The 14,806-nt window shown below is 36.7% G+C and carries 15 protein-coding genes and 1 pseudogene; 11 read left to right on the top strand and 5 right to left on the bottom strand.

Going from position 1 to position 14,806, the window contains the following annotated elements; genetic code table 11:
- Positions 1-55 precede the first annotated feature (55 nt).
- From BUR19_RS07035 to BUR19_RS07005, 8 genes and pseudogenes are all read left to right on the top strand, one after another.
- Positions 56-874, top strand: coding sequence for a KGG domain-containing protein (locus BUR19_RS07035; RefSeq protein WP_074234232.1), 819 nt, complete (start codon positions 56-58; stop codon positions 872-874).
- Positions 875-952: 78 nt separating this feature from the next.
- Entirely contained in the window at positions 953-1,564 is a 612-nt protein-coding gene (locus BUR19_RS07030) for a YciE/YciF ferroxidase family protein (protein WP_074234230.1), read from the top strand.
- Positions 1,565-1,669: 105 nt separating this feature from the next.
- Positions 1,670-2,194 carry a hypothetical protein gene (locus BUR19_RS07025; protein ID WP_139297279.1) on the top strand — a complete coding sequence of 175 codons (525 nt, stop codon included), beginning with the start codon at positions 1,670-1,672 and terminating at the stop codon, positions 2,192-2,194.
- Positions 2,175-2,654, top strand: a complete 480-nt coding sequence (locus BUR19_RS07020) for a twin-arginine translocation signal domain-containing protein (RefSeq protein ID WP_317041448.1) — start codon at positions 2,175-2,177, stop codon at positions 2,652-2,654. The genes BUR19_RS07025 and BUR19_RS07020 overlap by 20 nt, the downstream gene beginning before the upstream one ends.
- A 284-nt stretch (positions 2,655-2,938) precedes the next feature.
- Positions 2,939-3,976, top strand: a complete 1,038-nt coding sequence (locus tag BUR19_RS07015; protein ID WP_083600672.1) for a helix-turn-helix domain-containing protein — start codon at positions 2,939-2,941, stop codon at positions 3,974-3,976.
- Between the two features lie 118 nt (positions 3,977-4,094).
- A complete protein-coding gene (locus tag BUR19_RS07010) occupies positions 4,095-5,747 on the top strand; it encodes a serine hydrolase domain-containing protein (protein WP_074234224.1) in 1,653 nt (550 codons plus the stop codon).
- A 111-nt stretch (positions 5,748-5,858) separates the two neighbouring features.
- A pseudogene (locus tag BUR19_RS19125) lies at positions 5,859-5,960 on the top strand (histone H1); the annotation flags it as partial.
- Positions 5,961-5,974: 14 nt separating this feature from the next.
- Positions 5,975-6,811, top strand: a complete 837-nt coding sequence (locus tag BUR19_RS07005; protein WP_083600670.1) for an exodeoxyribonuclease VII large subunit — start codon at positions 5,975-5,977, stop codon at positions 6,809-6,811.
- A gap of 114 nt (positions 6,812-6,925) precedes the next feature.
- On the opposite strand, the gene BUR19_RS07000 is transcribed toward BUR19_RS07005, so the two are convergent.
- Complete coding sequence (locus BUR19_RS07000) at positions 6,926-7,267, bottom strand: nuclear transport factor 2 family protein (protein ID WP_074234219.1); 342 nt, start codon at positions 7,265-7,267, stop codon at positions 6,926-6,928.
- A gap of 212 nt (positions 7,268-7,479) precedes the next feature.
- Here BUR19_RS07000 and BUR19_RS06995 point away from each other — a divergent pair, with 212 nt between their 5' ends.
- The 3 genes from BUR19_RS06995 (at position 7,480) to BUR19_RS06985 (ending at position 11,525) form a co-directional block, all read left to right on the top strand.
- Positions 7,480-7,761: a helix-turn-helix domain-containing protein gene (locus BUR19_RS06995; RefSeq protein ID WP_074234217.1), complete on the top strand. Its 282-nt coding sequence runs from the start codon at positions 7,480-7,482 to the stop codon at positions 7,759-7,761.
- Between the two features lie 99 nt (positions 7,762-7,860).
- The gene (locus tag BUR19_RS06990; RefSeq protein ID WP_074234215.1) at positions 7,861-9,321 is read left to right on the top strand and encodes a DUF3945 domain-containing protein; all 1,461 of its coding nucleotides are present in this window, start codon (positions 7,861-7,863) and stop codon (positions 9,319-9,321) included.
- 74 nt (positions 9,322-9,395) lie between these two features.
- Positions 9,396-11,525 carry a type IA DNA topoisomerase gene (locus BUR19_RS06985; RefSeq protein WP_074234213.1) on the top strand — a complete coding sequence of 710 codons (2,130 nt, stop codon included), beginning with the start codon at positions 9,396-9,398 and terminating at the stop codon, positions 11,523-11,525.
- Between the two features lie 17 nt (positions 11,526-11,542).
- Here BUR19_RS06985 and BUR19_RS06980 read toward each other — a convergent pair whose 3' ends face one another.
- The 4 genes from BUR19_RS06980 to BUR19_RS06965 all read right to left on the bottom strand — a co-directional run bounded on the left by BUR19_RS06980 (position 11,543) and on the right by BUR19_RS06965 (position 14,772).
- The gene (locus BUR19_RS06980) at positions 11,543-12,478 is read right to left on the bottom strand and encodes a putative phage abortive infection protein (protein WP_074234211.1); all 936 of its coding nucleotides are present in this window, start codon (positions 12,476-12,478) and stop codon (positions 11,543-11,545) included.
- On the bottom strand, positions 12,475-12,840 hold the full coding sequence (locus BUR19_RS06975; RefSeq protein WP_074234209.1) for a hypothetical protein: 366 nt from the start codon (positions 12,838-12,840) through the stop codon (positions 12,475-12,477). The genes BUR19_RS06980 and BUR19_RS06975 overlap by 4 nt, the downstream gene beginning before the upstream one ends.
- 71 nt (positions 12,841-12,911) lie before the next feature.
- Positions 12,912-13,712, bottom strand: coding sequence for a GIY-YIG nuclease family protein (locus BUR19_RS06970; RefSeq protein ID WP_074234207.1), 801 nt, complete (start codon positions 13,710-13,712; stop codon positions 12,912-12,914).
- Positions 13,696-14,772, bottom strand: a complete 1,077-nt coding sequence (locus tag BUR19_RS06965) for a hypothetical protein (RefSeq protein ID WP_074234206.1) — start codon at positions 14,770-14,772, stop codon at positions 13,696-13,698. Before BUR19_RS06965 ends, BUR19_RS06970 begins: the two co-directional genes overlap by 17 nt.
- Between the last annotated feature and the right edge of the window lie 34 nt (positions 14,773-14,806).

The raw sequence follows: 14,806 nt of genomic DNA, 5'->3' as shown, positions 1-14,806 counted from the left end.
ACTAGTCGCGGATCTACAGTTTTATCACTTAATATTAATATCAAACATTACAGTTATGAACACTAGAAATTCAAACAACAGCAGTTCAAGAGGAAATTCGTCAAACAATAATGACGCAAAATCGATCTTTGAAGAAATATACCAATTAGGGTATGATCACGGTTTTACAGACGCTACGGAAGATGAGGATTTCGATGATGATTTCTCAGATTTCGAAGATGAGTACGATGATTATGAATTCGCTGACAGCTATGATGATGACGACGATGATTATGATGATGATTACGAAGACGATGAAGATGATGAAGACGAAGACTACAATGATAACAGAGGTCGAAGCGGTTCAGGACAAGGCCGTGGAAATCAACAGAGAGACAGCCAGGGAAGATTTAGTTCTGGCGGTGGCAGAGGTGGCTCACGAGGTAATTCCGGTTCGGGGTCTGGAGGCGGAGGTTCGCGAAGCGGGTCTGGTTCCGGATCATCAGGCAGAGGCCGGTCAGGAAGCGGGAATGGAACTTCCAGAAGGGGCTTTGCATCAATGAGCCAATCAGAACGGAGCCGAATTGCCAGAATGGGAGGGGAAGCCTCACACGGCGGCGGACGTTCCGGTTCAGGAAGATCTGGTTCAGGTTCAGGCAGATCGGGAGGCTCAGGAAGAGGATCCAACTCTGGCAGATCCGGAAACTCGGGAAGCGGTTCCAACAATAATTCTGGAAGCGGTTCAGGTTCCGGGAATTCAAGAAGAGGCTTTGCGTCTATGAGCAAAGCTGAACGTACAAGAATTGCCAGAATGGGTGGACAGGCTTCGCACGGCGGAGGAAGATCTTCTGGTTCCGGCAGATCAGGATTCGGAGGCAGACGAAACCGTTCTTAAACACACGATACCTTTTTTCTTTTTAGATTACCTCTCATTTTGAGAGGTGATCTTTTCAAATTTTTAAATCAACATATTATGGCAACAAAGACAGAAAACAATACAAGCAGTACAGCCGCTGCATCAAAAAACAACACAGCCAAAACTGCGGCTTCAAATACAAATCCAGATTCCAATATGGATCAGAATATGAAAAACTCCTCGCTTCACAAATTTTTCGTGGACGCATTAAAGGATATCTACTACGCAGAGGATGCTATCGTGGATGCATTGCAAAAAATGCAGGACGCCGCTACTACGGAAGAGCTGAAAGATGCTTTTGAGGACCATCAGCTTCAGACAAAAAAGCACGTCAGCCGCCTTGAGAAAGTATTCAAGCTAATAGGTGAGACTCCTGAAAAAAAGGAATGCAAAGCCATCGTCGGGATTATACAGGAAGGAGAGGAGATCATAAAATCAACCGAGGAAGGTTCTATGACACGCGATGCAGCACTTATCATTGCTGCACAAAAAGTGGAGCATTATGAGATCGCAACATATGGCGGTCTTGCCCAGCTTGCAATCACAATGGGACACGAAAAAGCAGCAGACCTTCTGGAAAAGACCCTGCAGGAAGAGGAGGAAACAGATCTGTTGCTGACAGATATTGCAGAGATGTCGATCAACTTTGATGCAGAGCAGGAAGATTAATTCAATGATTATAGATAAGCCATATGGACTGACAGCTCATATGGCTTTTTTACAACCAATAGAAATTTACACTGAACTCAATCAAAACTTTAATAAAATAGAGCAATGCCAAAAGTTACACTTTTCCTGCTGCTGCTCAGCTCATTTTCATACAGCCAAAGTTATGAACAGCTTATGGGCTATTCCAGTTTTTATAATAGAAAGATAGATTCATTCATCGATCATATGAAGAGCCCGCCCGCTGTCAGTTCCTCAAATGATGGAATTCAACAGATCGTCTACGAAATGGACGGTTTTCATATTGGCATTGAAGAACATGCTTCCAACAATGGCATCATCGGCGAAATGTTCATATTTCAGACCGCGGCAAAAGATGCGCATTCCGACTGGCTGAAAATTCACGAAAGAATAAGCAGTGACCAATCTTTCAAATTTATCAAAGGAATGTATGATGACAATTACATAAAGCACAATGAACTTGCATTGGATCACTTGCGGATTTTATTGAAAAATATAGATAAAAAGAACAATGTCAGATATGCTGCCCGATATAAAAAGGATCTTGCATATTATACATTGTCAGTAATCGGCGGTAATATGGTCTTGACAATTGATAGCAAGAATTACTGAACCATTTTCATTGACGATAATTGTTTTGATACTAATGCCTATCAAAAAGAAAAATTCAAAGCATAACCTACTAAATCTTTGTACGATGGAAGATCAAATAACCCGACGAGATGCTATTGGTAAAATAGCTGCCACAGTTGTCGTAGCTGCTATTGCACCAGCTGCGCTGGCACAATCGCAAAACAGAAATGTCAAAAATACCAATGATAGGGGTCTTACCGATCCAACTACAAAATATCCAAAACCACCTTTTAAGCGACAATCTCAGCCATTTCCAGGACTTGCCAACAGAATGACACCGGTTCCCGATCATGGGGAAAAAAGCTATGTGGGCTCAGGAAGACTTGCAGGAAGAAAAGCGCTGGTGACCGGAGGAGATTCCGGGATCGGACGTGCCGCCGTTATTGCCTATGCGAGGGAAGGAGCGGATGTGGCCATCAACTATCTTCCTCAAGGATAGCTGTTTTGACTTGTACCAAGTGTTCGATGGATCGTGACGCATTTCTGTTTTGTAAAGGTGTAATCTTTTCTGATCTCGAGAACAAATCTTCAATCTTCAGTAACATAAGTAGCTTCCCTTTAATGAGATGGTTCTTACGCTATATTAATATTATTCTGCTTACTCACGTAATGACCTAAGAATCTTCTCAGCCCATCAACTCATTTATTAACTGTATTTTCACTTATTTTTTTTAGTCTTTCAGAAATTATAATTTGTAGTTTTGTACATTCAAAATAAAAAATGTGGCATTCATCAACGATTTAGGAAAGATCATTTTTTTCTTGTTTTTACTGTTAAGTTTTTTCCTTATTACAGCAAAATCAGAAAGGAAATTACCGAATTATTTATTTGCCGCTTTTCTTTTGATATCCGTGATTGATTTTTCTGGTTTGTTCATATTACCCCCCAATTCTAAAATAATCAAAGGAGGGAAACTGGCCAGTGTGTTGTTGCAGATGCCGCTCTATTATTTATATGTAAATTCTGCGTGTTACTACAATTTCAAACTTCGTAAAGAGCATCTTTTACATACGCTCCCTTTTTTATTCTTTGGGTTCTTATTCAGTATCTCAGGAATTTCAAAACAGAGCTACGGTGTGTTTGATATTTTTTCCATCATTCAATATTACTATTATATCATTGCTGTATTTCTGGCACTAAGGAACTTCAAAAGATTGTATCAGGAAAATTATTCAAGTAATCATCACCTTACTTACAAATGGCTGATGCAAACCACGGTTCTTTTTTTAATTGGAAATTTCTTTGTGCTGATCAGGGGCTTGGTAGACGAAAGTAGCCCGGTTCATAATTGGTTATATACCTTCACATCACTATTTATATTATTTGTAATCTGCTGGTTTGTGATGAACGCGCTATACCGTCCCAATTTGTTTGCAGGTATCAATAAAGATCTCGTTCCTGTAAAGTCGGTCAATAATTTGAAGGAAGAACCTGAACAATTGAAAAATTTGTTGCAATTTATGGAAACTGAAAAGCCTTATTTAGATGATAAGCTGACATTACAGAAATTGGCAGAACAATTTAATCTACCCGAAAAGCAACTTTCATTGTTGATCAATCAGCACACCGGAAAACATTTTTTCGACTTTATCAATGAGTTTAGAATTAATTATGCAAAGGCTCTTCTAAAAGATCAGTCTCACTTAACCGTACTGGAAATATTGTATGAAGTTGGCTTCAACTCGAAGTCTTCATTTTATACCGCATTTAAAAAGGAGACCAGCTTAACCCCGACAGATTACAGGAAATCAGTGGTTTAATAGTGTCCGACTTTAAATCGGACTAATTTTGTTATACGAAATCAGTCCGATTTCCGATACCCGGATATTTTTATTAATTCAAAGTTCCAGATTTGCTTCATCATTAAAAATTAATAAAATGAAGCTTAAAATCAAATGTATCCTGTTCCTTTTTTCTGTATCGAGTTTTGGACTATATTTCGGACAATCCAATCAAAAAGATCCAATAAATAGAGCAGATTCTTTATGGAGTGCTTATAAACAGCCTAATACTCCGGGTATGGCGGCTGCTGTCATAAAGAACGGAAAAGTAATTTATAAGAAAACCTATGGGATGGCCAATCTGGAAAATAAAACCCCGATAACGGATTCGACAGCTTTTAATATTGCATCTGTTTCTAAGCAGTTTACCGCATTTATTGCCCTTTTGGCAGAAAAGGAAGGAAAGTTATCATTAGATGACGACATAAGGACTTATCTGCCGGAACTGAGCCATATTCCATATAAGATTACAATCCGGCAATTGGCCAATCATACCAGTGGCCTACCGAATTTTAGTGAAATCAAGAAATTGCAAGGCTTTGGTGATGAATTTAAAGTAACCAATAATGAAGCAGTACATACTCTTTTGCGAATTAAAAGAGTAAATTTCCCTCCGGGAGAGCAATATCAATATAATAACACAGGTTTTACATTGCTTGCTGAAATACTTCGCAGGGTTTATAAAAAGGATTTCAGCCAAATAGCGAAGGAGTATGTTTTTAATCCTTTACATATGAAAAATACTGTGGCAATAGATGATCCGGATAGAATTATTATAAATAAGGCAGAATCTTATCAGCCAAAAGGCAGCATATTCTTAAAACTTCCTATCGGGCAAATGGTGAGTGGTTCATCTAATATTTATGCTACGCTTGATGATCTTTGTAAATGGGCGGCCAATTTTCAAAATCCGATACAGGGAAATCGTACGCTTTATAATACAATGCAAAAGAATACCGTATTAAGTTCAGGTAAAAAAATAGAATATGGGCTTGGTCTGCAAACTGAAAAATATAAAGGTTTGGATATTGTATTTCACGGCGGTGGCACTGTTGGCTATCGAACCTATATTCTGCATGTTCCTTCACAACAATTTTCTGTTGTAATACTGGGAAATGGGCAGGGTTTTGATGGCTTGTTAATTGCTTATCAATTGGTAGATTTCTTTCTTAAAGATCAAGAGACAATTTCGGTTAAGTCTCAAAAAATAATTTATGCTCCATCAGAGCTGAAGCGATTTGAAGGAGTTTATGAGCTTAATCCAGGAAATTATCTTGAAATATCAACAGAAGGTAAGGATCTTTACCTGGGAACCTATAATCATAAAGGTAAAGAGCCACTACAAGGAATGGATGAAAATAAATTTAAGATAACTTCTATTCCTACTGCAAGCTTGACCTTCAATAATGAATCAGTTAAACTTAGAATTGCCGATTTTACGTATACCGCAAAAAAAGTAATCCTGAATCCTCCCAAAGCTGATAAAATGATTTTGAATAAATATATTGGATTCTATAGAAATGATGAATTTAATACAATGTACGAATTAATTCTTGAAAACGATCAGTTGATAGCCAGGCATCCTTTGAATGGTGATATTAAATTATTTCCATTAAAACCTGCAAGTTTTTATTCAACAATTGAATATTTTGGACAACTTGATTTTAAATATGATGAGAATGATGAAATCATCGGATTTGGGCTATCCGGAGCAAATATTATGAATATTGAATTCAGGAAAATAAAATAGATTTGTATTTAAATTATGAAAGAATTGTAACATGATCAAATTGTTCTACGGTCTCTTGATGACAAAAATGTAATTCAGTGTCATATTTTTTTTCTGACACGGAAGTCTGGAAGAGGGAACAAGGCTGCCGGTACAAGAGCAAGGAAATCTGCCCTTGAACTGAGCAAGTTATTCAAGGATTTCAGAAAGGTGTCCGTTGAGGAGTTCAGAAGGATTTTACAGAGGGCCTGGATGTTTCTTCAATCCATTTTGAAATCGACAATTACAGCTGCAATATCACCTCGGCAATTGCTATCCTTTCCACGCTCAAAGAACTGTCTCCAAAAAACTATGATATGATTGGCCTGGTAAGAGGTGGTGGAGACCGTCAAAGTATGGAGACCTTCAATGACCTGAGTTTATCGGATTACTTTATCACGATAAACGCTTTGATGGTGACTGCCATCGGTCATACGGTCGATGAAACATTGTTGGACCGTTTAGCCGACAAGCGGTTTCATTTGCCTCATGATTACGGTGTAGGACTTCACAGCATTGCTGAAAAACTATCTCTCGAAAGATCCAACTCAAGAGCCTTACTTATAGACGAGGTTAAAAAAGACGTCAGAAAGCAATTTTCCGAACAAGTCGAAACACTAGAGAAGCAGCTGAAAAAGAAAAATGAAGAATTTAGTGAGGCACAGAAAACTTATAAAGAGCAGGTAGAGAACCAGTCCAAAACATTTGCCGATCAGATGAAGGTACGCAATGAAGAGTTTCATAAACTACAAGCCAGCTCAGCCAGGCAGTTGGAAGAACTGCAGAAAAACTTCCAGGAGCAACAGAAACATCGGGCACTGGAACGTGACCATTACAAAAAGGAGATTGCAGCGCTGCATGAGAAAAACGTCCACTCAGCAGTTAATGAAAAAACAGCCACTTTACGGGCCAATCTCGAAACATTAAGGCAGGATAACATCATCTTGAAAGAAGAAGCGCAGAAGGGAAAGGCCAACTACGCTGTGATACTTGTTTCTGTGATCATAGCTTTGGTACTCGGATTCATATTGGCTAAAATAACCTAGCCTTTTAGCTACGTACCGGTCAGCCACCATCCTGATTCATTTAATTCGTTCCAGAATAAATCAGGATTAGCAATAGATCCATCATCGAAGACCCAGAACCTTAGGCTCTCTTTACTAAGAACCAATAGCGAAAGCCTTCAGTTCAGCTAATTTACCATTGTCAAACCGCCATACATCACAATAATCATAATCTACCCATTGTGAATCCTTCTCAAATAAACTGATCGTACCCAAGACGGTCAGGTAGTTGCCTTCTTCAATCATCAATTCGACGCTAAACTTCGGCGGTTGTTTGTACGCTTCAGCCATATACTTCCTTACTTCGTTTATTCCTTTTAAGGTACGGTCTCCTACAAATTTCCATAAGGTATCTTCGGTGCAGTAGGTCAAGAATTTTTCATAGTCGCCAGCTGTGATGCATTTATTAGCCTCTTCTAATATTGATTTCAAGTTCATAAGTATATTATCTAAAGTAACCAAAATTCATCGAAAAATATGCCTTTCTTTCAATCGGAACCAGCAAATTTGTTAAAAATTACATAAAATACATCAGCAATTTTTTCGGTACTACGAAAAAGTAGTGATTTTATCTCAACTCCAATATTCAACTTTACACCAACAGAGCTGATCAGCTGTTCATATCATTTTAACATCAAAAAATTACGGTTATGAATATTGAAAGAACAGAATTTACCGCATGGATGGAAAGAATTATGGAACGATTCGACATTCTCAAAGAACACATCGCAGCAAAACAATCCCGTTACATCGAAATAGACGGCGAACAACTGCTCGACAACCAGGACGTGTTACAGCTTCTTAAAATAAGTTCCAGGTCCCTCCAGAGATACCGAACCAATAAAAAGCTCCCTTATTATACCATCAGCGGTAAGCTCTACTATAAGCTGTCCGATGTGCACCAGCTCATCAGAAGCAGTCTGAACAAATAAAAAAACAAGGACAACCACAGCCAAATCGATTGATACCGCTCTTATTTCAATTGGTTAACCATAAGCCGGTCTATTTTCATCCTGTTAAAATGATCAGCGATGGAAGATAACCAACCCAACATAACCAATGAAATCAAACCGGCAGCGGAAACCCTTTTGGTGTTGAATATCCATAATAACAGGATAGAGCTGGTGAAAGGAATTGATAAGGAAGGAAATCTGCAAAAAGTTCCCCCGGAAAACAAGAAAGACAATGACCAGCTTATCAGGGTCGATAAACATGGGGATCTGTTCTCCAACTTCTTTTCCAACTTTTACCGGCAGCTTAAAAATCCGACGCATTTCAACTTCTTTAAAGTTTCGGAATACGATGCTGTCGATACTGCTAAAGACCTTCAGCAGTATATCGAACAGGCTTCGCCTGAAGAAAAAGAACAACTCAGGGAATATGAAATTATACCTAAAAATACCAACCCATTAAAAAATCAGAAAACAATGGAAAACAACACAGACCATCAGGAATACCGTTTCCAGCCGGAACAGATCGACTGGAAAACGATGGAAAAACTCGGATTAAGCCAGGAAAAGCTTGAAAATATGAATGCACTAGATCCTCTGCTCAGAGGCTACAAGACCAATACCTTAATTCCCATCACCATTAACCTTGGCGCTGCCGTCAGCAAAATGGACGTCAGGCTGTCTTTACAGGAAGGTGATACCGGGGATATCGGCATTAAGCTTCACGGCATCCGCAGAGAACCCAATCTCAACCTCAAGTTCTTAGGTCATGAGTTCAGCGAAGAAGACAAAAAGAACCTGATGGAGAGCGGCAATATGGGAAGAATCGTTGATCTGGTCAATCCCAAGACCGACGAGATCATTCCATCCGTTATCAGCCGTGACCGCCTGACCAATGAACTGGTGGCTTACAGGGCAGAGTATATGAAGATTCCAGACGAAATCAAAGGAATCAAATTAGACGAACACCAGAAACAAACCCTGTTGGAAGGTAAGCCTCTCTATCTTGAAGGAATGACTTCTACCAAAGGAACTTCCTTCGATGCTACCGTCCAGTTTAATGCCGATAAGCGCTATGTAGAATTCATATTTGACAACAATCAAAAGCAGCAGCAAAGCCAGTCCCAAAAAGAAAACAACCCGCAAAACCAAAACCAAAATCAAAATAAAAACAACGAACCTCCAAGAGTTTTCAGGGACAAGGAACTGGATGACAAGCAGTATGAAAAATTCAAGGCGGGGGAGACTGTTTATGTCAGCGGTCTTGTGGACAGTAAAGGCAAAGAATACCAAGGCTATATTACCTTCAACAAAGAAACATCCAAGACCGAATTCTCATTTACCAATCCTAACAAGCTCAGGGAAAAAACCCAGCCGTCAGAAGCCCACAAAACTCAAACGGCAGTTAACACCGATGGTAAAACCAATGAATCGACAAAGAACATCAAAGAATCGCTTCAATCCAAACAGCAGGAACCTGCCAACAAGCAGCAACAGGAGCAGCAGAAAAAACCAGCTAGATCAAGAGGAAGAAAAATGTAATCAAATCCTATTCATTATAGAATCTTCAAGCTATTAAATATAAATCAACCATTACCACCATCAAATCCAAATCTATGAAAGCCATCATTGCAGAAAAACCAAGTGTTGCCAGAGAAATTGCCCAGATACTCGATGCCAACAACAGAAAAGACGGCTACTTTGAAGGAAACGGCTACTGTGTGACCTGGGCATTGGGTCATTTGGTATCATTGGGAATGCCGGAAGATTATGGCATAAGAGGCTTTGACAAAGCCTCTCTGCCTATCTTTCCCCATCCTTTCATTCTCACTCCAAGAAAGACAAAACCAGCCAACTCAAAAAACTTTCAGCCAGACCCCTCCGCCTTAAAGCAGCTTAAAATTATTAAAAATATCTTCAGTCAATGTACCAGCATCATCGTTGCGACCGATGCAGGAAGAGAAGGCGAGCTGATCTTCCGTTATATTTATGATTACCTAAAGTGCAGAAAACCATTTGAACGGCTCTGGATCAGTTCACTCACAGAAAAAGCCATACAGGAAGGATTTAAAAACCTTAAAAAAGGTTCAGAATTCGATGGGCTTTATGATGCTGCAAAAGCCAGAAGCGAAGCCGACTGGCTGGTAGGCATCAATGCAACCCAGGCATTAAGTATTGCAGCGAACAACGATGTCTATAGCCTGGGAAGAGTACAGACCCCAACTTTGGCTTTGATCTGTCAAAGATTTCAGGACAATAAAAATTTTAAACAAAAGAAATACTGGCAGATCCAGTTACAGCACCGCAAGGACTATTTAAATTTCACCAGTCTTTCCAATCAGCAATGGGAAGACAAAAAACAGGCAGAGCAGATCTTAAAAGCCATTGAGCGGGAGGGAAAGGCCACAGTAGAAGATGTCGCCGTCAATACTGTAAAAGAACAGTCCCCATTACTGTTTGATTTAACAGAACTTCAAAAAGAAGCCAACCGAAAGCTGGGATTATCGGCAGATGAAGTTTTACAAACTGCACAAAGCCTGTATGAAAAAAAGTTCATTACCTATCCAAGAACCGGAAGTAAATATATTCCCGAAGACCTTTGGTCAGAAATCCCCGAACTCGTGAGAATACATAATCAAACCGATTCTTTCAAACAAGCAATCTCAACACTCAAGTTCGGCAACTTTAATAAGCGTATTGTCAATGATCTGAAGGTCACAGACCATCACGGATTATTGCCCACCAGCAAAATCCCATCCGCTTTAACCGCCAGTGAAAAAGCCATTTACAATATGATTGTTTACCGTCTGCTTGAATCATTATCAGAACACTGCTCCAAAGAAGTCAGCCACATCACCATCAAAGTCCATCATTATGAATTCAGTATCAAAGGTTCTAAAATACTAAGCAAAGGATGGCGCGCAATCAAAGGCCTATTGTCTGATGAAATCAGTACAAACCTTGATAATAACAGCAAGAACAATAGCGATAATAACCAGACACAAGAACCACAACTCATTGAACTTCCAGAATTCAAAAAAGACGATGAGCTCAAAATCTCAACAGCCAAACTCCAGGAAAAACTGACCAGCCCTCCAAAACTATATACAGAAGCCGACCTTTTATCCGCTATGGAAAATGCTGGCAGGCACATCGAAGACAAGGAACAGCAAAAAGCTTTAGCCAACATCGGTATCGGAACTCCTGCAACAAGAGCCTCCATAATTGAAACCTTAATCACAAGAAACTACATCACCAGAAAAAGCAAAACACTGATCCCAACTGACAAAGGAGAAAAGGTCTATGATCTCATCAAAGACCAAAAGATTGTCAATGTTCAGATGACCGCAGAGTGGGAGATGGCACTCCATCAGATTGAAAGCAAAGAACTCAATTCAAACCATTTCCTCAGCGACATCAAAAATTACACGAAGGAAATCACCCAAGAACTCTTATCACTCAACATTCCCCAAGAAAACATTCCAGAACTCAAATGCCCCAAATGCCAGCAGCATAATCTCATTATCAAAGACAAAATCGTTAAATGTCCCGATGAACAATGCCAATGGATTTTATTCCGAATGATATGCGGCGTGCAACTCAGCATCAACAACATCACTTCTCTCATAACAACAGGAAAAACACCAATTATTAAAAATATGAAGAGCAAAAACGGTAAAAAATTTGAAGCTTATTTGATTCTAAAAGACGATTTGGCTACATCATTTATATTTAATAACCAATAGAAATTAGTCATTCCGAATTAAATTTCGTCTTTTGCAAAGTCATCATAATGACTTTCATTAATTAACAGTTTTTCGTCTAAACTTTTAAAGAAATTATGGTCTTTTGCCAATACTTTCAGTTTTGTCCCGTAAGGATGGAAACAATTATAGAATATCAGAATCTGCTCATAACTGGAAATTTGTGCTCTAACTAAACCTACATATCTTTTTTTATCTTCTATATCAGAACTATCGATAAATTTTAAAATATGATAAACACTCCTGAAATAATGGCTTAAGTCAGATTGATTTTCATGAAAATATTTATCATAACTTTTTATTGTTTCTGGTATGGAAATTTTAGTGATTTCAAATTCTCGATCTTTTTCATGATCTTTATTTATTATAGCGACAAAATCACCATAAAAAATTTTAAAGCAATCTCTACCACTACTCATTACATTTTGAGTTCGGATGTTACGAATATCAATAGAGTTTACGACAGAACTAAGAAGGTTAAGAAGATTAAAAAATGTATTTTCAAACTTTTGTTGTCTAAGGGTTTCATTTTGGATTCGCATTTCCTCCTTCTGCCCAGCAAGTTCTAATCTTGTATTTTTAACTTCAAGTTGACTATACATGATTTCCAGCTGTTGATTTAGAAGTTGTTGTTTTTGACCTAGAAAAGCAACGTAAATAAAAAATAGTCCTGCAAGAGACCAAACTGAAGCTACTGAGCCAGCTAGGAAATCGCCAAGTAAATTGAGCTGGAAATTTTGACTGTTATCAACTACTATAAAAAAATATATCGTAGCAACAATTGAAATTAATGCACCAGTACCAACAAAAAACCATGCCCAACCATTAAATTTAGAAATTCGCTTTTCTAATATTTCAATTTTTGCAGAAATTTCGACCTGCTTGGATTCAATTCTTTGAATTGAAATATCTATTTCGTGCTGGATGTTACTCATTCTACCTCAGATAAATAAAGCTCATCATCGACTTCTAAATTTCTGTACTTTTCATCATATTTTTCGTAAAGCACAATATGTAACCTTTTAAATAATAAACTTAAGATTTCTTTTTCATCCGTTTCGATTCTTAATTTACAAATGAATTCTTTTTCTTTCGTGGTTTTTTGATTATCTACACATAGAAATGCAATGTAGAAATTATCTACACCATAAACAGTGATTCCAATTACTTTAAATCTTTTTTGGTCAATATTAAAATAATTTGCGACCTCATATAATTGGTTTGAGCGTGTTGTAAAATCTGAAATATCAGCAGCTACAGTCCCTGTTAAATCAGTATATTGAGTTTCAGCCTTCATTTAATCTTATTTTTAGTAAAAATAGGTAAATTCTTTTATTACGAAGGTAATTTAGATAATATAAATAATCATCAATTATATTTTAACATAAAGTTTTTTAGATCTTTTAAGTCATTAAAATTTAGTTGAAAATATTCGCCCCGGACTCTATTATTTTTAAACTTTCTATGAAGTTCTGTCTCAATTTTCCTATTTGCATTCCAACAGGCAATTAAATAAATTTGAGGTTCCTGAGACTGTAATGTTTTTTCTCTATATAAGGGATTTTTGCTATAACCAATTTTTATTAAAGATGTCTCTGTATTAATCATCAAATAAACATAATTATTATATTTTGAACCAGTTGCTTTGTAGTTTTCATCAAAAACCTCTCTGTAAAAATCGACAATAGGTATAATATCAATCTGCTTAATGGCTTTATGATGTAAATTTATAAATGATCCATTTGGGCCAATTTTTCTAAGCTGTTCAATATCTATATTCGTTATAGTAAAGTAGCCATCTTTTTCTAAAATAGTTCGAAGTTGTTTTTGGAAAGTATTATATGCATGAATTTCATTTATGGTAGAATAATTCATTGCTAATAATGCACAAAATTGTAATAGTAGAAATTGATAATTAGGATTATTCAATTCTATCCTAATTAGGCTTCCTTGAAGTTTAGGCGCACAGTTAATATAATAAATTTCAATTATTATCGGATCATCAGGATTTTCAAAGAGACGTACACCATAACATTCTTTATTCAAACCTATGATAACGTTATTAAGATGACCGTTTTGATCATCCTTATTTAGTAAATAAATTAGTTCTTCATTTAAAGTAAAATAAGAATTTTCAAATTGCTCTTTAATTTCATCTAATTTTATCATGTTTATTTTGTAATGTTTTGATTATTGGATAAATTCTATCCCAATCGATTTTACTTTTGAAGTAATATTTCTCAGACGCGTTTTTTTCAAATTCATCTAAAAAAGAGTCCAACCACTGATAATATTCCCAGCTTGAAGATTTGAAGAATGATGATCTGTTAAAAGTTATTTTAATACTAAAGTTTGTTATATACGCTGGATCATGTAAGTTTTTTAGCCCTAGGTATAATCCTTTGTATTCAATGGGTATGTAAGTATTTACACCACTAACGTTTGTAGTAATTGAGATTTCAAATCTTCTATTCGATATTAATATTGTTGAATTTTTTTTTCTAACAATCTTACTTTCAGCAGGTAGTTTCAGGTCAAAGTATTGAAACATTGCACCTCTTTTATAATTTGAAATAATTTTCCCTTCGGCGGAATCTCGGGTAAATTTTATTATGAAATTGTCTTGATTACTATTCTTAAATAGAGCTCTTTCTTCCATAGGTTTTGAAAATAGGTCCAAAAATCGATTACTTGCGAGAATTTGAGGAATGTCATTCCTTTTATATGATTTTAATTTTGTTTTCTTAAATTTTGTATTGTTAAAAAATGATGAGAGATGTGTAGATAATGCTTCTAAAAAATAATATTCAGAAATTTCCTGAATGTACGGTAGAATTTTAATGCGTTCCTCGGTAATGTCCCCAAAATTGGTATTTAGCCAATCTTTTTTAATTTCCTCATCTTCTGCTATTGCTGACTGTAAATACTCAAAAATTTTACTTGAATAATCATAATTATCAATATTTGTTATATTCTTTTGAGTTCGATTCAGAATAAAAAAACCGTCAATTTCTTTTTCAAATTTTCGTTTACCAAATAGATTTCTTATTAGATATATCAAACATATAAGAATTAGTAATAAACCAAGTATAGAATAAATTAATATTTTGTTTTCACCTTTAATATATTCAAATATGCTGGAGCTAATAAGGCTAACACCTATACCTAGAAAAATGGAAACAACGATTAATTCAAGAATTTTCTTTTTGTTATCAAGAAAATTGTTCATATAATTAAAATTTTTATCATTCATGCAGATATAT

It is taken from the genome of Epilithonimonas zeae, assembly GCF_900141765.1.
In the GTDB taxonomy this organism is placed as follows: Bacteria; Bacteroidota; Bacteroidia; order Flavobacteriales; family Weeksellaceae; genus Epilithonimonas; species Epilithonimonas zeae.
Note: the sequence above shows the minus strand (reverse complement) of the source record. Positions and strands in the feature narration are given on the sequence as shown.